This window comes from Campylobacter concisus, from assembly GCF_902460675.1.
In the GTDB taxonomy this organism is placed as follows: Bacteria; Campylobacterota; Campylobacteria; order Campylobacterales; family Campylobacteraceae; genus Campylobacter_A; species Campylobacter_A concisus_AJ.
The window spans coordinates 1,231,004-1,254,971 of sequence record NZ_CABPUQ010000001.1; the positions used below are offsets into that span (position 1 = coordinate 1,231,004).

Annotated in this window: 23 protein-coding genes; 6 read left to right on the forward strand and 17 right to left on the reverse strand. The window is 38.4% G+C overall.

The window, feature by feature from the left end:
* The 15 genes from F3G88_RS05995 to F3G88_RS06065 all read right to left on the reverse strand — a co-directional run bounded on the left by F3G88_RS05995 (nucleotide 1) and on the right by F3G88_RS06065 (nucleotide 16,557).
* Nucleotides 1-762: a glycosyltransferase family 25 protein gene (locus F3G88_RS05995; protein ID WP_103598490.1), complete on the reverse strand. Its 762-nt coding sequence runs from the start codon at nucleotides 760-762 to the stop codon at nucleotides 1-3.
* Complete coding sequence (locus F3G88_RS06000; protein ID WP_149715629.1) at nucleotides 763-2,280, reverse strand: MATE family efflux transporter; 1,518 nt, start codon at nucleotides 2,278-2,280, stop codon at nucleotides 763-765.
* Nucleotides 2,280-4,409: an STT3 domain-containing protein gene (locus F3G88_RS06005; protein ID WP_149715630.1), complete on the reverse strand. Its 2,130-nt coding sequence runs from the start codon at nucleotides 4,407-4,409 to the stop codon at nucleotides 2,280-2,282. The genes F3G88_RS06000 and F3G88_RS06005 overlap by 1 nt, the downstream gene beginning before the upstream one ends.
* An 8-nt stretch (nucleotides 4,410-4,417) precedes the next feature.
* Nucleotides 4,418-5,650 carry a nucleotide sugar dehydrogenase gene (locus F3G88_RS06010; RefSeq protein WP_002939912.1) on the reverse strand — a complete coding sequence of 411 codons (1,233 nt, stop codon included), beginning with the start codon at nucleotides 5,648-5,650 and terminating at the stop codon, nucleotides 4,418-4,420.
* Nucleotides 5,647-6,090 carry an ecotin gene (locus tag F3G88_RS06015; protein WP_149715631.1) on the reverse strand — a complete coding sequence of 148 codons (444 nt, stop codon included), beginning with the start codon at nucleotides 6,088-6,090 and terminating at the stop codon, nucleotides 5,647-5,649. Before F3G88_RS06015 ends, F3G88_RS06010 begins: the two co-directional genes overlap by 4 nt.
* Nucleotides 6,087-7,409 (reverse strand): UDP-glucose dehydrogenase family protein, encoded by a 1,323-nt coding sequence (locus F3G88_RS06020; RefSeq protein ID WP_149715632.1) that lies wholly within the window; start codon nucleotides 7,407-7,409, stop codon nucleotides 6,087-6,089. Before F3G88_RS06020 ends, F3G88_RS06015 begins: the two co-directional genes overlap by 4 nt.
* An 8-nt stretch (nucleotides 7,410-7,417) precedes the next feature.
* Nucleotides 7,418-8,401 carry a UDP-glucose 4-epimerase GalE gene (gene galE, locus F3G88_RS06025; RefSeq protein WP_107944491.1) on the reverse strand — a complete coding sequence of 328 codons (984 nt, stop codon included), beginning with the start codon at nucleotides 8,399-8,401 and terminating at the stop codon, nucleotides 7,418-7,420.
* Nucleotides 8,401-9,915, reverse strand: a complete 1,515-nt coding sequence (locus F3G88_RS06030) for a hypothetical protein (RefSeq protein ID WP_149715633.1) — start codon at nucleotides 9,913-9,915, stop codon at nucleotides 8,401-8,403. The genes galE and F3G88_RS06030 overlap by 1 nt, the downstream gene beginning before the upstream one ends.
* Nucleotides 9,912-11,504 (reverse strand): DUF262 domain-containing protein, encoded by a 1,593-nt coding sequence (locus tag F3G88_RS06035; protein WP_149715634.1) that lies wholly within the window; start codon nucleotides 11,502-11,504, stop codon nucleotides 9,912-9,914. Before F3G88_RS06035 ends, F3G88_RS06030 begins: the two co-directional genes overlap by 4 nt.
* 20 nt (nucleotides 11,505-11,524) lie before the next feature.
* Nucleotides 11,525-12,343, reverse strand: coding sequence for a DNA ligase (locus F3G88_RS06040; protein ID WP_103573997.1), 819 nt, complete (start codon nucleotides 12,341-12,343; stop codon nucleotides 11,525-11,527).
* Nucleotides 12,343-12,921, reverse strand: a complete 579-nt coding sequence (locus F3G88_RS06045; RefSeq protein WP_103573994.1) for a DNA-3-methyladenine glycosylase I — start codon at nucleotides 12,919-12,921, stop codon at nucleotides 12,343-12,345. The genes F3G88_RS06040 and F3G88_RS06045 overlap by 1 nt, the downstream gene beginning before the upstream one ends.
* Nucleotides 12,922-13,980 (reverse strand): NAD-dependent epimerase, encoded by a 1,059-nt coding sequence (locus tag F3G88_RS06050; protein WP_149715635.1) that lies wholly within the window; start codon nucleotides 13,978-13,980, stop codon nucleotides 12,922-12,924.
* An 81-nt stretch (nucleotides 13,981-14,061) separates the two neighbouring features.
* Nucleotides 14,062-14,781, reverse strand: coding sequence for a hypothetical protein (locus F3G88_RS06055; protein ID WP_149715636.1), 720 nt, complete (start codon nucleotides 14,779-14,781; stop codon nucleotides 14,062-14,064).
* Nucleotides 14,782-14,797: 16 nt separating this feature from the next.
* A complete protein-coding gene (locus F3G88_RS06060; RefSeq protein WP_149715637.1) occupies nucleotides 14,798-15,463 on the reverse strand; it encodes a hypothetical protein in 666 nt (221 codons plus the stop codon).
* Nucleotides 15,464-15,546: 83 nt separating this feature from the next.
* On the reverse strand, nucleotides 15,547-16,557 hold the full coding sequence (locus F3G88_RS06065) for a 3'-5' exonuclease (RefSeq protein ID WP_149715638.1): 1,011 nt from the start codon (nucleotides 16,555-16,557) through the stop codon (nucleotides 15,547-15,549).
* A gap of 63 nt (nucleotides 16,558-16,620) precedes the next feature.
* Between F3G88_RS06065 and waaC the strand changes: the two genes are divergently transcribed.
* The 6 genes from waaC to F3G88_RS06095 are packed head-to-tail and all read left to right on the forward strand — an operon-like array spanning nucleotide 16,621 to nucleotide 22,110.
* Nucleotides 16,621-17,595 (forward strand): lipopolysaccharide heptosyltransferase I, encoded by a 975-nt coding sequence (gene waaC, locus F3G88_RS06070; RefSeq protein ID WP_149715639.1) that lies wholly within the window; start codon nucleotides 16,621-16,623, stop codon nucleotides 17,593-17,595.
* Complete coding sequence (locus tag F3G88_RS06075) at nucleotides 17,588-18,481, forward strand: lipid A biosynthesis lauroyl acyltransferase (RefSeq protein WP_087581541.1); 894 nt, start codon at nucleotides 17,588-17,590, stop codon at nucleotides 18,479-18,481. Before waaC ends, F3G88_RS06075 begins: the two co-directional genes overlap by 8 nt.
* A complete protein-coding gene (locus F3G88_RS06080; RefSeq protein WP_148822646.1) occupies nucleotides 18,475-19,179 on the forward strand; it encodes a glycosyltransferase family 2 protein in 705 nt (234 codons plus the stop codon). Before F3G88_RS06075 ends, F3G88_RS06080 begins: the two co-directional genes overlap by 7 nt.
* Complete coding sequence (gene rfaQ, locus F3G88_RS06085) at nucleotides 19,176-20,246, forward strand: putative lipopolysaccharide heptosyltransferase III (protein WP_148822645.1); 1,071 nt, start codon at nucleotides 19,176-19,178, stop codon at nucleotides 20,244-20,246. The genes F3G88_RS06080 and rfaQ overlap by 4 nt, the downstream gene beginning before the upstream one ends.
* The gene (locus F3G88_RS06090) at nucleotides 20,243-21,316 is read left to right on the forward strand and encodes a glycosyltransferase family 4 protein (RefSeq protein WP_148788445.1); all 1,074 of its coding nucleotides are present in this window, start codon (nucleotides 20,243-20,245) and stop codon (nucleotides 21,314-21,316) included. The genes rfaQ and F3G88_RS06090 overlap by 4 nt, the downstream gene beginning before the upstream one ends.
* Nucleotides 21,313-22,110, forward strand: coding sequence for a polysaccharide deacetylase family protein (locus tag F3G88_RS06095; protein ID WP_149715640.1), 798 nt, complete (start codon nucleotides 21,313-21,315; stop codon nucleotides 22,108-22,110). The genes F3G88_RS06090 and F3G88_RS06095 overlap by 4 nt, the downstream gene beginning before the upstream one ends.
* A 9-nt stretch (nucleotides 22,111-22,119) precedes the next feature.
* Here F3G88_RS06095 and F3G88_RS06100 read toward each other — a convergent pair whose 3' ends face one another.
* Complete coding sequence (locus F3G88_RS06100; protein WP_149715641.1) at nucleotides 22,120-22,890, reverse strand: polysaccharide deacetylase family protein; 771 nt, start codon at nucleotides 22,888-22,890, stop codon at nucleotides 22,120-22,122.
* Nucleotides 22,887-23,936: a glycosyltransferase family 4 protein gene (locus F3G88_RS06105; RefSeq protein ID WP_149715642.1), complete on the reverse strand. Its 1,050-nt coding sequence runs from the start codon at nucleotides 23,934-23,936 to the stop codon at nucleotides 22,887-22,889. Before F3G88_RS06105 ends, F3G88_RS06100 begins: the two co-directional genes overlap by 4 nt.
* Between the last annotated feature and the right edge of the window lie 32 nt (nucleotides 23,937-23,968).

Here is a 23,968-nt window from a genome sequence, read left to right on the forward strand (position 1 = left end):
CTAGCCCCTTTTAAAAATTCTCTCATAGCCTTGAAGCTTTTCAAGCCGTGAGAAAAGTATAAATTTAAATGTTTTTATGTAGGCCTTTAAATTTGCATTGTATCCTCTCTCGAGGCGCTCGCCCTCGATATTTGAGCCACTTAGATCAGTTGGATGCGCAAAAAGGTCGCAAAAATACATCTGCATATCATTAACTCCAAGCAAATAGTCCCAAACATCGGTCGTACAAAGCGCATTTTTATGAATTTCAAGCAAATTTTTGGCACTTTTTTTAGTTAGCACGTAAGCCCCTGCTCTATAAATACTTGAAAATGAGTGCTTTGAGACCTGCCAAAGTGGCTTACTTAGGCTAGCATCCACCTTTTTGCCAAAGGCGCTAAACCTGCCCTCTAGCCCATCTTGCATGCCACATATCAGCACGCTGTTTTCAGGCATCTTGCTAGCTGCTAAAAACGCCTCTTTTATCGCCTCATCATCTCCGATCACGTCATCCTCAAAGATGAGGGCAAATTTGGCTTCACTTGCCAAAAATGCCTCGTAAGCTTTTACGTGCGAGAGCGAGCAGCCAACCTCAGCAGGGCTTAAAATCTTGCCGTAAGCTTTAAATGATGGCGAAATGATCTTGTAGTACTCCCTTGCGTTTAGCTCCCTGCCGTCTATTGCGTCTATTAGATTAAAGCTATTATAAGAGCTAAATTTTTGCTGCAAAAGCTCACGCCTTTTGGTGTCTTTTGCCAAAGAGATCAGGTAAATTTCATTCATTTAAGACCTTTTAAATTTTTTTAAAATTTTACGCCAGACTACGCCTCGCTCGAAGGCATTAAAAAACAAAAAATATCCCAAAATATAAGCTGCGCCGGCGTAGATCGCAGCAAAGATAGCAAATTTTAGCCAGTTATCTAGGCTCACAAAGTCCTTGCAGGCAAACATCGCAAGTACACAGAGCGTAAAAACGGCTAAATTTTTAAAATAAACCCCGTAAAACGTGGTGAGCTTCACCTCTAAATTTAAGGCGGCATTTATAAGGTCAAAGCCGAGAATTCTTATGCTATAAAAAATGGCTGCGACGATGACGATGCCATAAACGCCGTAGCCACTAAATTTAAGCAGTGTGATCTGCGCTATGATCGTGCTAACGCCAAGGATAGTGTTGGCAATGGCTGGGCGGCGAAGCTTGTTTGTCGCGCTATCAAGGTTAAAAAGTGAAAAAACAAAGCTTATAAATACAATCGGCACTAGCGTGATCATCGAGACGTTGTAAATAAATTTGACCTCATCTGCACTTTTAAAAGGCAGCCAAAGCGTGTAAAAATCCAGCCCAAAAACGATGAAAAATGCGGCTGGAGCGCTCATCACAAAGGCGATCACCTTCATCGAAAATTTAGCCTCGTTTATGAGGTCTGTGATCAAATTTTTAGAGTAAAGCTCGACAAATTTTGGCGCAAAGATACCGCTAAGCTGTGCTACAAAGCTCTCAAGTATGATAGGAGCAGCCTTGGCGACTGAAAGAAGGCCAGTGGCGTTTGCACTTACGAAAATATTGCAGATAAATAGGTCCATACCTGTTAAAAGTATGCGATTTAGGGCGTTAAAGCTGTTCCAAACGCCAGAGTTTAAAAGCTCTTTGATCTTAGAAAAGTCAAATTTATTAAAGCTAAATTTTAGCTCCGGCATGATGCGAGCCGACATAAAAATGGTGCTAAAAAAGACAAAAAGGCTCGCAACTAGCGCTGAAATGGCGATATAAGAAATAAATGGCTTAAAAAAGAAAAAGAGTACAACGATAAGGGCTGCCAGGATCGCGCTTGAGATGGCGTTTCTGATGGAGAGCAGATAGAGCTTGTTTGTCACGAAGGCGCAGACCGTCAAAACGCCGTTAAATAGCCCAACGCAGAAATTTATAAAGTAAAAAACAAGGGTCATTCTCACGTCAAAGAGTAAATTTTCAGGGACGTTTAAAAAGCTTTGCAAATTTAGTATAAAAACAGAGCTAAGCACCACGACAACGGCGCAAAAGAAGATATTTACAACAAGCACTGATGAATAATAGGTGTTTGTAAGGCTTAGATCTTTTTTGTGCCACGCATGAGCGACAAAGCGCCCACTGACCGAGTTTATGGCTACACTTACGACTGCTGCGTAGCTAACGATGGCGTTGCTAAGGCCTACAAAGCCAAATGCCTCGTTGCCAAGGCTTTTTAAGATAAATGGCGTAAGAAAGAAATTTATGCCCATTGATACGACAAAAACGACGATCGAGCTTATTAGATTGATTAGCATTAGACTTTTAACCTGTAAATTTTTACGCCACTTGAGATGACAAATGGCTCAAAGTATCGCTCATCGGCTCGCTCAAATATAAAAAGCTGCACAAGGGCTGAATTTAAGGCATTTTCATCAACTAAAACCACGCGCGCATAGTCCTCCAAAAACAAAACAGAGATTTTTGCCTTTTCGTCGACAGTTTTCTCGTCTATTTGTAGCTCTTTGCCAGAGCCTTTTATCTTATAAAAGGACTTTACCGCCACTTTTTCGCCGTTTTGAGTGATAAATTTTGGCTCTTTTAGTGGCAAGATATAGCCATTTCCAAGATCTATGCCCGCTTCACTAACGCTATTTATAGGGCTAATGTAGTAAAAAAACTCCTCTTTTGGCCGCTCGCCACTCATAACATCGATGTAGCTATATCTAAATATGTTTGGGGCGATATCTATCATATCTGGCACAAGATAGTAAAAAACCTCTTTTTTTGCAGCTGGCAGAGTAAAATTTGCGCTTTCAAGCTGTCTTAAAAATAGGTTTAGGTCGCTTGTGTTGTGATCTTTTAAAATCTCTTCAGCAAGTCTAGTATTTTTATCAAGCGAGATGTCGTTGTACTCACTCACTACTCTAGCTAGCTTAGCTGAGGTTGCCTCATCTTTTCTTAAAGCAAGGCTAACAAAGTAGTTATTCTCGCCACCTTGCCTGCCAGGATCATTTAGCGTCTTAACATCAGCAAAGTATCTTACCGCATATCCATAATCCCACCACGAAAGCACGTAGTCATCGCGCTTAGCAGCTTTTTTTAACTGATCAAGTGCCATTGCCTCATCGTGCGTGATCAAAGTATGAGGTCTATAAGAGTAGGCGATCTCTAAATTTGGATCAAGCGCAGCAGCTGCAAAGATAAAAAAGGATAAATTCTTAAGAGAATTTCTAAGGTCAAATAAATTTAAAAAAAAGTGTAAAAAATACCCAAAACCAAGTGCAACAAGTGGCGTTATATACATAGCAAATCTAACTCCGCCAAAGAGCGATAAAGCACCAAGTCCAAGCAGTGGCAAGCTAAGTAAAAATGGGCGAAATTTAAAGCAAAGCGCCAGATATCCAACCGCTGCAGCTAGCAAAATAAGGATGTTTCCAGCCATGAAATAGACAAAATATAAAAGGCTAGCGCTTTTTACCTCGTCAATTAGCGTGTATTCGCTTATAAAGTGAAATTTACTTGCGACCTCTATGCTGCTTTTTAAAACGTAACTGCCAATCTTTGAGATGATAAGATCAAAACCACCAAAATAGACAAAAATAGCTAGCATAATAGCTAGAAAAATGCTTAAAATTTTGGGTGAAAGTAGTTTTTTATATTTGCAAAACATGGCGTAAAATAAAGCAATGACCGCTAAATTTAAAATCAAAATTTTATTTGCGATGAGTGGATCTTTTGAAAAAATATTGAAGCTAACGATGCTTATAAACATAAAAAATATCGCTTGGTAGTTTTCTATCCTGCTTCGCATAAAAGCAAGCGTGTAGATAAAAAAGATAAAAATGATGCTTAAAATAAGAGCATAAGAGCTTTGATACCACCAAAGATAAAGCGATACAAAAAGGCTGGGCAAAACGATAAATTTTTGTTCATTTGCATTTAAAAGCCTGATCAAAAGATAGATGATGAAAAGCGCAAACGTAACATTTAGCATATCGCTATCAAAGTAACCAAGCGACGTTCTTACAAGATAGCCTGGCAAGATAACGCTCATAAATGCCGCCACAGCTCCAGCTTTTAGAGCTTTAAACTCATTTGAAATCAAGACAACTGGTAACGCGATAAGGGGTGCTAAAAGCGCGCTCATATAAAACATCACGCTTTCGATCTTGAAAGGTAAAATTTTGCAAATATAAAAAACTATTGTTGAGATTGGGTGATTAAGGGGGCTAAAGTCATTTTGCTGATGAAAGCCAGCCAGCATATCTCTAGCGCCCTCTGCGTAATAGTATGCGTCATTTGTCGTAAGCATAAATTCGCCATTAAAGTAAAACTCTGGCATATCCTTTGCCCACAATACCCAAAGCATCCTAGCTGCAAATCCAAACAGATAAGCAGCCAGAAAGATAAGTAAAATTTTACAATTTACGCTTACTTTGTGCACTAAATTCCTTACAGTCTAGCGTCAGCCTCTGGGTAGATATTTTTTATATCATAAACCAAGTGGCCTTTTAGGTTGAGCTTTTTAAATTCATTGTGAGCTACGGCGATCACGATGCAGTCGTAGTCGTCCAGGTTATACTCTTTTACTAGATCAAAGCCGTACTCGTGTTTTACCTCAGCGCTATCAGCCCAAGGATCAGTCACATCGACCTTGCAGCCAAAGTCTTTTAGCTCATCAACCACGTCTATAACGCGAGAATTTCTTATATCTGGGCAGTTCTCTTTAAATGTCATACCAAGAACAAGCACGCGCGCTTTGTTGATAAGCACACCTTTTCTTATCATTAGTTTAATCACTTGATCGGCTGCGTATCTGCCCATATCATCGTTGATGCGGCGACCTGCTAGGATCATTTCAGGGTTGTAGCCTACCTCTTGAGCTTTGTGAGTTAGATAGTATGGATCTACGCCGATGCAGTGACCACCGACTAGACCTGGGCGGAAATTTAAGAAATTCCACTTCGTACCTGCAGCCTCAAGCACGTCTATGGTGTTGATGTGAAGCTTTTCAAACAGCATCGCAAGCTCGTTTATAAAGGCGATGTTGATGTCGCGCTGAGTGTTTTCGATGACCTTTGCGGCCTCTGCCACTTTGATGCTTGAAGCTTTGTGAGTGCCAGCTGTGATGATAGAACGATAAATTTCATCGACCTTGTCAGCAATCTCTGGGGTTGAGCCACTTGTGATCTTTTTGATCTTTGTAACAGTGTGCTCTTTATCGCCTGGGTTTATGCGCTCTGGAGAGTAGCCGCAGAAGAAGTCTTTGTTAAATTTAAGCCCACTCTTTTCAAGAAGTGGCACGCAAATTTCTTCTGTAACGCCTGGATAAACGGTGCTTTCATAGACAACGATGTCGCCTTTTTTAAGCACTTTTGCCACGCTCTCAGTCGCTTTTACCACTGGAGTTAGATCAGGGCGTTTGTTCTTATCTATCGGAGTTGGAACGGTTACGATGAAGAAGTTGCAACTTCTGATGTCATCTAAATTTAGGCTAAATTTCATGCCATTATCGATCGCTTTTTTCATCTGCTCGTTGCTAAGCTCAAGCGTTCTATCATAGCCACTTTTAAGCTCTTCTATACGTTTTGCATTTACATCAAAGCCGACTACTTCGTACTTTTCACTAAAAGCTGCTGCTAGTGGAAGTCCCACATATCCAAGTCCTACTACTGCTATTTTCATTTCTCTTTCCTTTTTAAAATTTTTGGTTTTATTATTTCTACACGTTCATAAATTCTTATCTCTGCGCCCACGCTTTGTGGGGTTACGATCTTAATGGGGCTAATGCCAGGCAAAATTTGAGTAAATTCATAATAAATTTGCCTCTTTTTATTTTTGCCATTGCAAGGCTTAAGCGGCACATCTTCTGCGCTAAATTCATAATAAACCCCGCTTTTATCCTCTTTTTTATCTAAATGTCCGCCCTCTAGCATAGCAAATTCACAATCCGTTTGCACCTCTTTAAAAAATGCAACTTCATATTTAAAATAATCATGTGGCATCTTTGAGATGGGCAGCTCAAAAACCTGCTCTTGCGTCTTTGCTTCGCTTTTACCTGAAGCCTCGCTAGCAAAAAGCACAAAAGGCAATAAACAAGCTATGAGAGATAAAATTTGCTTCACGCTTTGACGCCTATCTGAAAATACTTAAATCCATGCTCAGCTAAAGCTTTAGCGTTATACTGGTTGCGTCCGTCAAATATGACAGCGTTTTTTAGCCTCTCTTTGATCTCCATAAAATCAGGCGATCTAAACTCGCTCCACTCTGTCACAAGCACCATTGCATCGGCGTTATCAAGAGCGTCATATTTATTTTTAGCATATTTCACATCTAAATTTGGCATATATTTTTTAGCTTCTTCGCTCGCTTTTGGATCGTAAGCGACCACTTTTGCGCCAGCCTCGTCTAAAAGCTTTATCAAAGTTAGCGAGCTAGCCTCTCTCATATCATCGGTATTTGGCTTAAACGCAAGTCCCCAAAGTGCGATCGTCTTGCCCTTTAGATCGCCGCCAAAGAAGTTATAAATTTTATCAAATAGCACTCTTTTTTGAGCCTTATTTCTTGACTCGACCGCGTTTAAAAGCTCTGGTTCAAAGCCATTTTGCCTAGCTGTGTAGATGAGCGCCTCGACGTCTTTTGGAAAGCAGCTACCGCCGTATCCGCAGCCTGGATAGATGAAGCTATATCCGATCCTTGAGTCGCTGCCGATGCCTTTTCTTACTAAATTTACATCAGCGCCCACGCGTTCGCAGATATTTGCTATCTCGTTTATAAAGCTTATTTTGGTTGCTAGCATCGAATTTGCAGCGTATTTTGTCATCTCGGCTGATTTTACGTCCATACAAATGAGCCTATCGTGATTTTTCATAAATGGCTCATAAAGCTCTCTCATCACGCTAAAGCCCCACTCACTGCTAGCTCCGATAACAACGCGATCTGGCTTTAAAAAGTCCTCAACTGCCGCGCCCTCTTTTAAAAACTCTGGATTTGAGACGACTTCAAATTTAACATCTACATTTCTCTTTTTAAGCTCAGCCTCGATCACCTCGTGCACCTTGGCTCCAGTGCCCACTGGAACGGTTGATTTATCGACAACTATTAGCGGTTTGCTTAAATTTTCTCCGATAGATTTCGCAACTGAAAGCACATATTTTAAATCCGCCTGTCCGTCAGCGCCCATAGGCGTGCCAACTGCGATAAATAGCACATCTGCATGCTCTAGCGCCTCAGTTATCTGCGTGCTAAATTTAAGCGAGCCATTTTTATAGCACTCGCTCACGATATCAGCAAGCCCTGGCTCATATATAGGCACGACGCCGTTTTTTAGCGCTTCGATCTTTTTGTTATCGACATCGACACAGATCACGCTGTTGCCCATCTTAGCAAAGCATGCACCACTTACTAATCCAACGTATCCAGTTCCGATTACTGCTATTTTCATGCTTATCCTTAAATTCTCTTTTCCCACTCAAGGGCAGTTTTTATGATGAGCGCCAGATCGTCTCTTTTTGGCTTCCAGCTTGTTAGCGAGCGTAGTTTGCTTGCATTTGAGATGAGGATAGCTGGATCGCCGTCCCTTCTTGGCGCATTTAACACCTTAAAATTTACCCCACTTACTTTTTTTGCGGTCTCGATGACCTCTTTTACGCTAAATCCCCTACCATATCCCACGTTAAAAGTTTCGCTGCCATTTTGACTGATATACTCCAGTGCGCTTATATGAGCGTCCGCTAGGTCGCTAACGTGGATGTAGTCTCTTACGCATGTGCCATCTTTTGTCGCGTAGTCATCGCCAAAGATGCCCATGCTCTCGCGCTTGCCAAGGGCAGTTTGCACGGCCACCTTGATAAGGTGCGTGGCGTTTGGATAGTTTTGACCGATAAGCCCCTCTTCGTCTGCGCCTGCTACGTTAAAGTAGCGCAAAATCGCAAATTTGAAATTTTCATTTGAAGCGGCGTAATCTTTGATGATCTGCTCGCTCATGAGCTTGCTTCTGCCGTATGGATTTATCGGGTTTGTAGGCGTTGTTTCGCTAACTTCTGCCACGTCTGGCTCGCCATAAACTGCGGCAGTTGAGCTAAATATAAATTTATTTACGTTGTAAGTTTTTGCGTATTTTAGCACCCTTGCGACGTTTGCGGTGTTGTTTAGATAGTATTTTAGCGGTTCGCTCATACTCTCAAAGACCTCGATAAACGCTGCAAAATGGATGATCGCATCAAATTTGCCATTTGCAAAAATTTCGCTTAGATCATCCTCTAAATTTGCGTTTATAAATTTGAAATTTCCTATCTTTTGAAGTGCCTCAAGTGCTTTTTGTGAGCCCTTGCAGAGATTGTCGATGATAGTTATCTCATCTTTACCTTGCTTTAAAAGTGCTTTTACTACGTGGCTGCCGATGTATCCAGCTCCACCTGTTACTAAAATTTTCATCATCTATCCTTATTTTCTAAATAATCCTTTATATCTTCTATGTCTTTTATAGCATTAGAAAAATCATTCTGAAATTGTGGAGAAATTGTAGCATGAGAAGATTCATTACCAACAATGTCTTTATACCATATCAAATTACGCAGTAGTTTATTGATTCCTTGTAAATTTTTCTCTTGTTGGCATATTATATCATTAATCTTGCTTTCATTGGGATTATTTACATTCAATTCATTTTTAATATCTAATATCAATTTATGTGGTTTAAGAAAAATACTTTTATATTGCAATTCTAAAAAATTATTCATCATATTATGTAGTTTCCCATCGCGTCCAATACAAAAATCAATCTGCATTTTACAAACCATACTCTCTAGCTCTTTACGCAAGTTATTGCCACATTCATCCAGTTTGCCCTCATTTAACTGTTTTTTTGCTTCCATTAAAAAGCTATTATCTGAATAATTAAACAATACGTTATTATCATTATTCACAGCATACATAAAAATCAAATTCCAATCAGTTTGACATATCTGGTCTTTTTTGCAATGATGTTTGATACGCTTTTGTAAGTGATTTAGAAAGAATATGTCGTGAGTAAATATAAAAACCTGATAATCACTAAAATTATCTAATATATAATCAATAATCTTTGTTCTATTTGACATATCCATACTAAGCAAAATATCATCTAATACTATTAGTTTTAGTATATTTGGATTGTCCTGAGGTAACTTCTCTTCTTTAATTGACACAAAAAACATCATTATAGAAATTAGCTTTAATCTAGCCTCATTTATTCTAAATTTAAAGTCCTTAAATTCATTTATTTCAATATTAATCTTGGGCTCATTTAATATTGCTCTTCCATCAGCAAGTAACTCTGCGAGAAACCCCTCTTCTATCTTAAACGATATTTTTAAATCGCCTTGAATTTTATTTAGACCATCATTGATTAAATTTTCGAATTTATTTAAGTTATCCCTCAACTTATCATTAATATCTTTTGTACTTGTTTTTGATTTTTCATTTTCTTTTTCATTTTTATTAACTTCTATATATTCATTAACTTCCATATTAAGTTCACTAAATAAATCAAATTTTTCTACAAAGTATTTCTTTAAAATATCATAAAAATTACCCTCTAATATTTTTAGCAATTTATTATGATTGATAAAATGCATAAATTTAGCAGATGTTACATCTATTATGCTCAAATTATCTATGCCATCCTTTGAAATTTCTATAGAACCGCCATTATCAAAAGTTAAATTTAATACAGCATCTTTTTCATTGTGGTTACATAAATTTTCATTTGGATGATTATGGTCAAGTTTTTTACAAAAATCGCAATCATTGCCCTGAATAAGAATTTTATGTATAGTATGTAAAGCATAATACAACGAGCTTTTTCCGCTTCCATTTTCTCCAAAAAGAATTATATTTTTACTATTCGCATTAAAACAACTTTTTTTATGAAATTTAAAATTATTAATCTCTAATTCTTTTATTTTCACTCTTTATTCCTTAAAAAATTATCTATGGTTGCTTTTATCTCTTTTTCCCTATTTATCATTAAACTTTCATCCCAATTCTCTATCTCATCTGCTATATATTCTTTTAATTCTATAATTGAGGATTTTCTAAAAACTTGTTGCCTAGAATGAATGCTTTTTTTTCTACTAAGATATGATAAACGATCAACAACTAAGTAATTGCCGATATTTCTTGGATCATCACCAATACTATCAATAAAATATTCAGAAATCAATCCCTGCCCCCATCTTTCATATAAATATATAAGTAAAAATCCCTTTTTTAACTTACCATAAAATTCCAATTCTTTATTTGGCATTTCATATTCATGCGAATAACCATCCATAGTATCTTTTATTACTTTATATATCTCAAATTTTACGGTAGTTGTTGCGCCCATTTTATATACATATCTAATTAAATTTTTAATATATAATATAAAATCATCTATGTTTTTATTAGGCAAGTTATCTTCTTGTATATTTTTAAACAGATATATAAAGATTGCTATTTTTGGGATATTATTTGAATATACATTAATAATTTCAAGCCACTTAGAAATTTCTTTGTCCGTATCACTACTTGGCTTTTTCAATAAAATACAATAATACTCTACACATAAAACTATTTTCTCTAAATCGCTCATAATTTCACTATAATTTTGCTTTTTCAATGCCTTTGTATATTCACCATCAGTTGTAAAAAAGACCCTTAAACTCTTTTCAACCTTTATATCCGCATTTTTTCCACGAATTATATGCATATAAACACGAAATACATCATCTATTTTATAATTTATAGCATCACATCTTTTTGCCATCTCATTCCATCGCTCTATAAAATCATCTTGCTTGGATATGTTAATAGCGGCACTATAAATTTGTGCTTTAAATATATCGGCATCAGATAGATCAAGTCCCCTATTGTTAATGGTTTCAAATATCGTTAATGCGCTATTTCTAGCTTTATCTTGAGTGCTTTCCTTTGTCTCTATTGGCAAAAGAAATACTTTATCTAGTAAAAAATCTATAAACTGTTGCAAATCAAATTTATCACGTTGTTTTTTAAGCTCAGATAGAAAATATGTAATATTTGCATGAAATTTTGATTTTTTATTATCAAAATTTATATCTTCTATTTCTAAACATTCTTTAAGATTATCATTATCAGACTCCTCAAAAACAGCCGTCTTTACTCGTTGTTTCTTATCACTTTCGTCTCTTCTATTTTTAGCCCATAAAATATTCTCTAATGCTGTATTTTTATCATCATATAAGGATAATGCCTTCGCTAACAACACAATAGTAATAAGACGCTGTTGCCCATCTATAACCTCACAATATCCTTTGTTGTCATTGCCTCTGGCTAAAACTATATTTCCTAAAAAGTATCCATCATCCTTTTCGTTACCCATAGAACTATCTTCAAAAACATTAAACAAATCATCCCATAAAATTTGACAATTTTGCTCATCCCAAGAATATGGACGTTGATAGTTAGGAATTAAATATTCCACATTAGCAAAAATATTTAAAATAGATTTCTGCTCTGCATTTAGATTAAGTGCCATTTTGTCTCCTTTAAGTTTGTCTAGTCCTCCCTGACCCGCAAAAATACGGGAAATCTCGGAAGTCCTTTTGCCGTTAAATTTTGATATTTATATGTTATGACCGAGCCGATCTTTGGTGGGTTTGCGCGCTCTTTGTCACTAAAACCAGAGCCTATTTTAAAGCGTTTTTTATCGCTTAAATTTTCGCAAACGACCGAGCCAAGAAGCCCGCTAAATTTGCCCTGCCCTACCTTATGTGCGACCACCACGCACTCGGCGTCGTTAAATTTTTTATATTTTAGCACGTTTTGACTGCGACCTCGCTCATACGCAGCGTTTGGTTCGCGCACGACCGCGCCCTCTCCGCTTTTTGCGATGACAGCCTCCGCAAACGCCTCAAATTCGGCGTTATCTTTTACTTTTACCTGCTTGATTATCTTTAAATTTTGCCCTGCCTGCGGATTTTGCAAGATAAATTTTTCAAGCTCGCTAAGCCGCTCTAAAAGCCCACCGCTCGCCTCTGGCACGTCAAAAACGTGAAATTTAAGCCTGCTCCACGCCTTTTCATCTGGCAGCTTATCCATCACGCTTGCTTGGATCTCTTCAAATTTAAGCTCTTTTGCGTAGAGCTCTCCATCAAGTGCAAATTTAGGGAAATTTTTAGTAAAACTTAGCGGTGCATTTAGCTTTTTGCCCTGCCTTGAGAGTAAAATTTCTCCATCCCAGTAGGCACGCACGCCATCAAGCTTCTCGCTAGCTAGCCAGCCACTGACGTTTTGGTCTTTGTACTCGCTAAGGCGTAATAGTTCAAGAGAAAATGCAAAATTTAAAAGCACCAAAAGTGCAAAAACTATCCTAATCAAGCCTTGCACTTGCAAAAACAATAGTTCATATGATCATCCACCACGCCCACGCTTTGCAAAAAGGCATAGGTGCTAACAGAGCCTAGAAACTTAAACCCTCGCTTTTTTAGCTCCTTTGCCACAAAATGAGACATAGGCGTAGTTGCCGGCACCTGCTTGATATTTTGGTAGTGATTGATGATCTGTTTGCCGTCAAATTTGGGGTCAAATTTCTTTAGCAAATGCCCCCACAAATAGTCATAAAAGCTGCCAAATTCTTGCGTTACTGATAAAAATGCAAGGGCATTTGTGGCAAGCGATTTTAGTTTTAATTTGTTGCGTATGAGCCCTTCGTTTTGCATAAATTTAGCTATCTCAGCCTCGCCATAAAGCTTGATCTTTTCAGGGTCAAAGCCGTCAAACGCCGCTCTCATGGCCTCTCTTTTTTGAAGCACTCCGTGCCACGAAAGTCCCGCTTGAAAGCCCTCCAAAACTATCATCTCAAAAAATTTTCTATCATCTTTTATGACTTTGCCCCACTCATTATCGTGGTAGGCTATGTCAAGCTCGCCCTTGGCCCACTCGCATCGCTTCATTTAGATTTTGATCCCGTAAAACTCGCTATACCACTCGACAAATTTAGCCACGCCGTCGTTTACTTTTGTATTTGGCTTGTAGTCAAAGTCAGTCACAAGGTCGCTCACATCAGCAAATGTCGCTGGCACGTCGCCTGCTTGAAGTGGGAGGAAATTTTTCTTGATCTCACGGCCGATCTTTATCTCAACTGCCTTGATGTAGTCCATGAGCTCGACTGGGCTGTTGTTGCCGATGTTATAGACCTTAAACGGCGCTTTTGAAGTGGCAGGGTCTGGGTGCTTTGCGTCCCAAGCTGGGTTTGGCTTGGCTGGGTTGTCGATGCACTTGATGATGCCCTTTACGATGTCGTCCACGTAGGTAAAGTCGCGCCTCATCTTGCCGTAGTTAAACACATCGATGCTCTTATCTTTAAGCGCAGCATCAACGAACAAAAATAGCGCCATATCAGGGCGTCCCCATGGTCCATAAACCGTAAAAAAGCGAAGTCCAGTCGTTGGCACGTTAAATAGATGGCTATAAGTGTGCGCCATCATCTCGTTGCTCTTTTTGGTCGCTGCGTAGAGGCTTATAGGGTGATTGACCCCCTCGTGCGTAGAAAATGGCATGTTTTCATTTAGTCCATAAACCGAGCTAGAGCTAGCATAGACTAAATTTTTGATCTCATTGTGGCGGCAGCACTCGAGGATGTTCATAAAGCCTGTGATGTTGCTGTCGATGTAGGCTTTTGGATTTATGAGCGAGTAGCGAACGCCAGCTTGTGCGGCTAAATTTACCACTACGTCAAATTTCTCTTTTGCAAAAAGCTCTTTCATCGTCTTTTCATCAGCGAGGTCTGCTTTTATAAATTTTAAATTTGGATGCGTTTTTGATGTGATGAGCTTGCCGTAATCTATCTCGCTCACGTCAAAGCCAGCCGTTTTTAGGCGTGCAAGCTTTAAATTTACGTCGTAATAGTCATTTATCACGTCATATCCAACGACCTCGTCCCCACGTGCCACAAGGGCATTTGCAAGGTGAAATCCTATAAATCCAGCTGTTCCAGTTACTAAAATTTTCATATTTTTCCTTTCAAATTTGACGCTATTTTAGCACACTTTTATTTGTCGTCTTAGAAAAATATAAATAAATTTATCGCACCATTATGAGCAACGCGATAGCTTAAGCACACAAGCAAACCACCATCCAAGTAAAAATGTGGCATAAAATGCAGCGCCTGCTATATACACCATAGGAAAAGCTACGACAGTAGCAACTGTGCCAGCAGCCATTGTTGTACCTACAAGAAAACTTCCTACATCAAGATCACTGCCACTATTATTTTTTGTACAATCATCACTTGCAAAGACTTTTATAGGGTTTTGAAATTTGCCTGATTTTAAAATTTCTTTTCGCTTCTCATTATCTAACCTCACAAGGTTTCCATTCAAATAATTAAAGCTAGTCACATAACCGGCCTTTAAAAGGCTTTTTATAAACTCAGAGCCATCTTTGTTTATAAGAGGGTTGAACATATTAAAAGATTTTTTTAGTTCAATGTATTTTTCATCTGAGATTTTTTCTTTTTCTATTGCAATAACGTAAGATCCTGCGATTTTTTGTTCTTTTTCATATATACAAACGGTTGCAAAATCCTCTTTCACATCTTTTGCAAATTCGCTGGCAAAAAATCGTCTAATCTCATCTATATCGGCAGTTTCTTTTATACTAAAACTATACTTATCACCAATAACGTAATACTCATTGTTGTACTTATAAAGACCCCTTAAGTCATCTATCTTCTTTGAAGTAGCAGTTTTGCTTGCGCATCCAGAAAATATTAAAGAAAAAGCAATCGCGAAAATTATAAATTTCTTAAACATACATACTCCTCAAAAATTAGTTAGAACACTTGCTAAAGACACAAAATGCAGGTACCCATACAGGCATAGTAAGCACGGTAGCGGCAGCTGCACCAACTTCGATTGGAAATAATATAATCTGAGCTGTTAAAAGCATCACTGCCTCTGATGATGCCTTTCTTGAATAAGCATAATTTATATCGACACTTATAGGATTTTTAAATTTTCCTAGGCTTAAAATCCTATTTTTTTCGTCATTTGATATTTTTATAACATCACCACTTAGATGAAACCCTCCGATCAAGAACTTTTTAAACTTTGAATCAGCCCCTAAATTCAAAGTTTCTTTTTTTTTAAAGGATTTAAAAGTACTATAAAGTCTATTTCGTTCATTATCTGTAAATGATTCAAAACCAAGTGAGACAAAATAGTCACCAACCATTTTACCGCTCGCTTCATCTATATCTACTTTTGCAAAATCCTTAATTATATTTTTTGAAAAATCACTTTGATAAAACTCCTTTATCTCATCAATTTTTGAAGTTTCATTTAACTTATAGCTAAATTTATCTCCTAATATATAATATCCCCCATTATGCATATAAATGCCTTGCAATTTGTCTGTTTTACTTACAGTTTCCTTATAAGAACATCCACTTATCATAAATGCAATTAAAATAAAAAATAGAATTTTTCTAAGCAAAAGTTTCCTTTTTTTAAATTTTGATGTATTTTAACAAAAAAACTTATATTTAAACAAGAAATTAATGAATTTAAAATTTTGACTTATTCGTCGTCTAAATTTATCTCAGGCACTTTCTCTTCAAAAAGTGTCTTGCTCTTTGGCTCTTTTGGCTTTAGATCGCTTGCTTTTTTAAGCAGACCACCCAGCATATCGCGGTTTAGCTCCTCTTTGCTAATGGGCCTTACATCATCAAATTCACTAAATTCCAAAGCCTCTTTATCTACCTTTATCTCATAGTCTAGCTGTCCGCTAAGCCTTGCTAGCTCGTCGCTTATCGCTGAGCAAAAGACCTCACTATATCCTCTGTGAGCGCAGTTTTTGGCTAGAAATTCGCTCATCACATTTAGGTGATTTATGTAGTCATCTTGCAAGATATTTGCCTGTAAAAGCTCAAATTTCAAAAATAGCCAGTAGGTGTTAAGCACGTCGCTTTCGCAGTATTCGTTTATCTTATCAAGCTCGCCTGCGTAGTATAGCTCAAGTACCTGATCGCCGTGCACGTCGTATTTGCCAGGCAAATTTAAGCTAGCGCAAAGCGTATCGAGCTTTAGCCCTCTCACACTTCCAAAATCGCTTATAAAATCAAGCAGATCAAGGTGAAATTTAGGCGAATATCTTGCCCTATAATTTTCCCATTTGTTTTTGTTTAGCTCTTTATTTTCGCTCTCGTAATAAGCCGCCGCGTTTAGGTTGTAGCGCATCGCACGCACCATAAGCATTGGCAGGTCAAAGCCACGGCCGTTAAAGCTAACAAGCCTTGGGTTATAGTCATTTATAAATTTTAAAAACTTAGCGATGATCTCGCGCTCATCCTTGCCCTCCATCGTGCTAACTTTTAAAAATTTGCCGTACTCATCGGCCATCACCGCAGAGATCGCCACAACTCTATGAAACATCACAGGCAAAAAGTCGCTGCCGCTGGTCTCTTTTTGCAAGGCCATCGCCTGCACGCTCACATCTTCGTCGCTCCCGTCAATGCCGTAAATTTTTCTTATCAAATTTGCATCAGGTATCGTCTCGCAGTCAAAGACGCAGATGTAACTTTTCGCCATTTTAGCCCTTTTTTAAGCATTTTTTTTTAAAATCATACCAAAAATTTATATTTAAAGTAGCCAATGCAAGATAAAAATCAACTAAAAATAGCTATAGTAAAGCTTTCGGCACTTGGGGACATCGTCCATGCAGCCATCGTGCTTCAGTTTATCAAAAAGCACTGCCCAAATGCTCATATCACGTGGCTAGTTGATGCCCGTTTTGCAAGCCTTTTAAAAGATCATCCCCTAATCGACGAACTAGTCATTTTGCCACTTAAAGAGAGCTTTAAAAAGAGCTACAAGATCATAAAAACGCTTGGTAAATTTGACAAGATCATCGACCTGCAAGGACTTTTCAAATCAGCCGTCGTCGCAAAACTACTTGGCAAAGAAATTTATGGCTTTAGCAGAGAGAGCGTCAAAGAAAAGATCGCAGCCAGGCTTTATAGGCATAAATTTAAGATCGACTACAACGAAAATATCATAGTTAGAAACCTAAGCCTTGTTGGATACGCTCTAAATTTTGGCTTTGATAGAGGTGAAATTTTAAAAAAATCGCCCTGCTTTGAAATTTGCAAAAAATTTAAAAATGAAAGCGGCAAAAAGCGTGTTTTAATCACTGCCTTTGCAAGCGAAGAGAGCAAAATTTATGACAAATTTAAAGATGTGATCAGACTGCTTGAAGGTTGCGAAATTTACCTTTGCTACGGGAGTGAGAGCGAAAAAACAAGAGCTGAGGCGATCATTTCAGGCACTTCTGCAAAACTGCTTGAAAAACTAAGCATAAAAGATATGATAGATTACATCGCGAGCTGCGATCTGGTAATTGGCAACGATAGCGGTCTAACGCACCTTGCATGGGCTGTAAATAGGCCTTCTATCACGCTTTTTGGTAACCGCCCAAGCCACCGCAATGCCTACGTAACGGACAAAAATCTTGTTGTTGATATGGGCAAGGAGATAGATGCTAGAAGTATCGATAAAAATGACTTTTGCATAAGAGAAATTTACCCTGAAACGGTTGCAAATTTTGCAAAAAGGCTGCTAAATGGATAGGCTCTATCTAGCTGGCTTTTACACGTTAAAATTTCTTATATTTATATTGCCTAGCTCCCTTCAAAATATGCTTGCTAAATTTTTGGCATTTGCCTTTATGAAGCTTAAAAAAAAGAGATTTCACATCGTGATGACAAATTTAGACCTTGCATTTGGCGAGACAAAAACTAAAGAAGAGAAGCTAGAGATCGCTAAAAAATGCTACTACAACTTTGCAAAATACCTTGGCATAAATTTCATCCTCAATCAAAACACGACAAAGCAAAAGATACTTAAGCAAGTTGTTTTTAAAAATGAGCACTTTTTGCTTGATGCGATAAAATCTGGCAGGCCTATCATCGTTACAACGGCACATTTTGGGCAGTGGGAGATATTTGGTCTGGCTGTCGCGGCTCGCTTTGGGCCATCTTCGGTGCTTGGCAGAAAGCTTGATAGCAGCGTTATGGATAAAATTTTAAGAGCAAACAGAGCGCAGTTTGACGTGGAGCTCATCGACAAAGATGGCGGCGCAAAGGATATCTTAAAAGCGCTAAAAGCTAGGCGAATAGTAGGAATTTTAGTCGATCAAAATACTGCGCCAAAAGATGGCATAAAGGTGAAATTTTTTGGCAAAGATGTGCTTCATACGCCGGCTGCAAGCGTGCTAGCGCAAAAGACAAATGCCCTTATCATAAACGCATTTATCTACCAAAAAGGTGAAAATTTAAATGAAATTTGCTTTGAAGAGCCAATAGATATAAGCACGTTTGACAAAGAAGATGCTATGCAAAAAGCAACGCAAATACAGTGCAGTGCGTGCGAAGAGATGGTTAGAGCAAGACCTGAGGAGTACTTTTGGTTTCACCAAAGATTTAAGAGATTTTACGAAAATGAGTATAAATGCTAAGCGTTGTCATTTTGACTTTTAATAGCGAAAAGTACCTAAAAGAGGTGTTAGAGAGCGCTAAATTTGCTGATGAGATCATCGTGGTTGATAGCGGTTCACGAGACAGCACAAGGCAAATTTGTGATGGCTTTAGTAACGTGAAATTTCACGAGCAAGCTTGGCTTGGATTTGGCGCGCAAAAGCAAAAGGGCGTGGATCTAGCCAAAAACGAGTGGGTATTTGTGCTTGATAGCGACGAGGTGATTACAGACGAGCTTAAAAATGAGATCATTAGCACGCTAAAAGAGCCTAAATTTATGGCTTACAACGTTGCTAGGCTAAATTTTTTCTTTGGCAAAGCGATAAAAAATATGGGGCTATATCCGGACTACACGGTGAGGCTTTTTAATAAAAATTTTGCCAAATTTGATGGCAGGGCTGTGCATGAAAAGGTTGTTTTAAACGACGGCTCACAAAGGCTTGGAGCGCTTAAAAATCACTTCTTGCACTACGCGTATGAGAGCATCGAGCAGTTTATCGCTAAGCAAAATCGCTACTCAAGCATGGGCGCAAAAAGAAATTTATTTAAGGCGCTTACGAGCCCAGCTTGGACATTTTTTAAGCTTTTTGTGTTAAAAGGTGGCTTTAAAGAGGGCTTTGCTGGCTACATTATCGCTAGACTTTACGCCCAGTACACATTTTGGAAATATATAAAATGAAAATACTTGTGATTAAATTTAGAAACATCGGCGACGTGCTTTTGACAACGCCGCTCATTGAAAATTTGCACCACTACTATCCAGATGCGACCATCGACTTTGCCCTAAACAAAAGCACAGAAGCGATGATAGAAGGCAATCCCTACATAAATAAAATCCACATTTACGATAGGCAAAGTGCAAATTCTGGCTTTTTTAAAAAGCTAATGACCGAGCTAAAATTTATAAGAGCGATCAAAAAAGAGAAGTACGATATGGCGGTGCAAACGACCACTGGAGACCGCGGCGTCATCATCTCAAAATACGCCAAGATCAAAAAGATAGTTGGCTTTTTAGGCAAGCACAAGGCGATAAACAAGCTTTTAAGCGTAAAGGCAAAATACTACGAAAATTTCTCCCACACGGTTGATCTAAATTTAAACGCGCTAAGGGCTTTAGGTTTTGAGCCAGTGAGTAAAAAGGTGAGCGTTTTTTCAGATGAGAGCGTGGAGCATCTAAATTTACCAAAACGCTTTGTGCACGTGCATCTAACAAGCCGCTGGATGTTTAAATGCGCAAACGACGAGAGTATGGCAGAGCTCATAGACTACTGCGAAAACGAGCTAAATGTAAAGGTCGTGCTAACAAGCGACAACAAAGAAAATGAGCTAAATAAGCTTGCAAATGTGCTAAAAATTTGCAAAAGCGAGCCTATAAATTTAGGTGGCAAGCTAAGCCTAAAACAAACGATCGCCCTCTCAAAACGCTCAAGTCTCTTTATCGGCGTCGATACTGCGATCATGCACATAGCTGCTGCAAATGATGTGCCAGTGATCGCCTTTTTTGGCCCAAGTAATGCTTTTGAATGGGGACCATGGGATAATAGCTTGATGCAAAATGGCTACATAGCGCAAAATGGCATCCAAAGTATGGGCAAGCATATCGTATATCAAAAAGATTGGGACTTTGTGCCTTGCGATAAAGAGGGTATAAAAGAGCACGGCATCGAGAAGACTTTAATGGACTTTAGCGATGAGATGGGACAGATAAAGGCGAAAATAAGATCAAATTTGGAGCTAGCGCAATGAATATCCTCCACACGCAGACGCTTTTTAACTGGGGTGGCGAGCAAAACAAGACACTAAATGAGATGCGTTTCATGCGTGAAATGGGTCATGAAGTGATGCTCTTTTGCAACCCAAATTCGCAGATCGAAAGCATCGCAAAAGAAGATGGATTTAAGGTCATAACGCACGAGATGAATAAGAAAAATTTTCATAAAAGCGTGCCAGCGTTTTGCGAAGCGATAAGCTCAAATAATATAGATGTCGTGATCACACATGGCTCAACTGATAGCTGGGTCGGCGCCATAGCTGGGCTTTTTTACCGCAAAAGAGGCGTTAAATTTTATAAAGAAAGACACAATCTTTTCCCTATAAATGGGTTTGTTTCTAAATTTATGCATAAAAAGCTTTTTGACAAAATTTTATACATCTCAGGTAGCGTCAAAGAGTATCTGCTAAGCATCGGCGTTAGCGAAGATAGGCTCTTTTTTATGCCAAGCACGGTTGATGTCGAAAAGATTGATAGCACAAAAAGCACTTTTAGAGATGAGTTTCATATCGCCAAAGATGAGCTAGTCATCGGTACTTTCACCTCACTTTACCGCAAAAAAGGGGTCTTTGACTTTGCAAGTGCTGCAAAAGAAATTTTAAAGACAAAGGATGCGACTATTGTATTTTCTGGCAACATTAGTGACGGCACAAAAGAGCAGATCGCCTCTATGTTTGACGAAAAAGATAAGATCATCTTCACTGGTTTTAGAAATGACGCGGCAAATGTTATAAAAAGCTTTGATATCTACGTATTTGCCTCGCACTCTGAGGGGCTTGGCACAGTACTACTTGAGGCAATGAGCTCAAAGGTGCCAGTAGTAGTCTATGATAATGCCCCGATGAATGTGCTAGTTAAAGATAAAGAGCGTGGGCTTTGTGCTAGAAATTTAGATGAAATTTCACTAAAAGAGTGCATTTTAGAGCTGATAAATGAGCCTGAAAAAGCCAAAATTTACTCTCAAAACGCCTTTAAATTTGTGGATGAAAACTTTAGCCACAAGGCGCTAAAAGAGGCTATAAGAAATTTACTGGAGAAAAAATGAACTACCCAGTTTGCGTGCTAACGATGCACCACTGCAATAACAATGAAAACGACTTTGCCATTAAGCCAGAGCTATTTAAAAAAGCGATTCTCATGGCACTTGACGAGGGCTATAAATTTATAAATTATGCCCAATTTAAAGATATCGTGGCTGGCAGAGCAAAGGCTCATAAAAAGAGCATTTTGCTAACTTTTGATGATGGATATTTTGATAATTACAAATTTGCTTTTCCTATCTTAAAAGAGCTAAACATCCCAGCCGTTTGCTTTTTGATAACAGATAAGATCAAGGATTTTAAAAGGCAGGATTACGATTTTTCATTTAAAAAACACAAAGAGATCGACTACGACAAAGACGCAGAGTATTTTTTAAATTTAGATGAGATCAGGCAGATGCAAGAGAGCGGTATTTTTGAGTTTGATAGCCACACAGCGAGCCACTTTTCTTGCAGAAGTGACGATGAGGCAAAGCTAAGAGAGGAGTTTTCTAGCTCGCTTGCCAAGATAAAAGAGCTATTTCCAGAAAAAAAAGAATTTGGCTTTTGCTTTCCAAAAGGGCATTTTAACGAACTTTCGCAAAGGATAGTTAGAGAGTATTATGGCTTTGCTTTTAGCGTGATAGATGGCGGATTTTGCGTGAGAGATGATAAATTTAAGATAAGGCGTATCGATATCTCAAACAACGCAAAGAGTGAGAGCGACTACATTTTTAGGATCAAAAAGAAGCTTTTTATCTATTCGACCCCTTTTATTGGCAAAATCTACTCAAACTTTAGAAATAGAAGCTTTAAATAGCGCTTAGTTCTAACTCCTAAGAAAAGCATAAATAGATCCTAGAAAGTCATTTTGATAGATAAACATAGTCTTTTTAAGCCACTTTTCATCGCGCTTTGTCACTATGCGTTTTATCTCCTCTAAGTTGCCATCGGCCTTGTTTATGCCGCGCTTTGTCGTGAAAAACGCCTTGTAGCCATGCTTTTTAGCAGCACTTAGATACTCGTCGTTATATTTGCCTCTTGGCCAGCAAAGTGCCTCATCTTCAAAGCCAAAATTTTTCTTCATAAACTCACGGCAAAGACCAAATTCCTCGTCCAAGCTAAGCTGTCCAAAATATCCATCAAAATGCCCGTGCGTATGCGAATGAAAATAAAAGCAATCCTTCATCTTCTCAATCTGCTCTAAATTTAAAATCACATCTTGCGGCCTACTTGGAGCAAGCCTCTTACACTCGTTGTGATCAACGTTTAAAAAGCTAGCAGGCCTCAACTCATGGGCCTTTTGCGCTGCCTCTATCCAGCCAGTTATTATAAATATATTTGCTTTTAGCCCAAATTCTTTCACGATAGGATAGGCATAGATGTAGTTGTCCATCCAGCCATCATCAAATGTTATACAAACGCTCTTTTTAGGCACTTCAAGCTCGCCTTTTTTATATGCGATAAATTCATTTATACTTAGTGTTTTATAGTCATTTTCGGCTAGAAATTTCATATGCGATCTAAACTCATCCACACTACTAGCGATAAAACCGCTCTTTTCAAGCACGTGGTGATACATCAAAACTGGTACGCTCATTTTACAAGCTCCATATATAAATTTTGTGTGTTTTCTATCATTTTTTCGATGCTAAATGTCTCTTTGACGTACTCTCTGCCAAATTCACCCATCTGCTTTCTTAAATTTTCATCCAAAATGAGCCTTTCAAGCACCTTTTTTAGCTCCTCTTTTTTGCCATTTTCAAATAAAAATCCGCTTTTGCCATTACTCACTGCCTCGCCAAGGCCGCCCACATCGCTTCCGATGGTAGCTAGCTTGCACGAAGATGCCTCAAGTAGAGCCCCGCCGATTGCCTCCATGTCTGAAGGTAGCACGCAGATATCAAGCGAGCCTAAAAAGTCGCTCACGTCGGTTCTGTTGCCAAGCATGAAGATATTTTTCTTATCTTTTATATACTCGTGTAAATTTTTATTTTGAGGACCGTCGCCTACGATAAAAAGGGCTGATTTTTCTAAATTTAGCTCGCTAAATGCATCGATTAAGAGCTTGTGATTTTTAGCAGCTCTTAACACTGCAACAATGCAAACGCCCACCACATCGTCACTTAGGCCAAATTCTTTTTTCATATTTATTTTAAATTCTGGCGTGTATTTTTGCGTATCAATGCCAGTGTAAATTTTTAGTACCTTCTCTTTTTTCACACCTCTTTTGATAAGATCAGCGCAAACTGAGTCACAAACGCCGACCACTTTTGTGCTTAGGTTGTAAGGTATGGGAGAGCTTATAGGCAGCTGCAAATGCCTAGTGCGAACCACACTAACGCCACAAATTTTGCCTACGATAGCGCCTATGGTGCCATCTTTGCCCGAGTGAGTTGAGATGATTTTTATATTATTTTGCTTTACAAATTTGCAAATTTTTAAAATTTCAAAGATGTTAAAAGACTTTTTGAGGTTAAACTCAACAAATTCACACTCTATTTGTTTTTCAAAGCTTTTTGAGCTAGGATTTAGTCCATAAAAAACCTTAAATTTGCTCTTATCTAGCCCATTTATCACACGCTGCGTGCGGTGCTCTTGCCCGCCAAATCCAAGAGAGCTTTCAAGCTCTAGTATGTTTATCATTATTTTTCCTAGCTTCAATATCGCTTAAATTA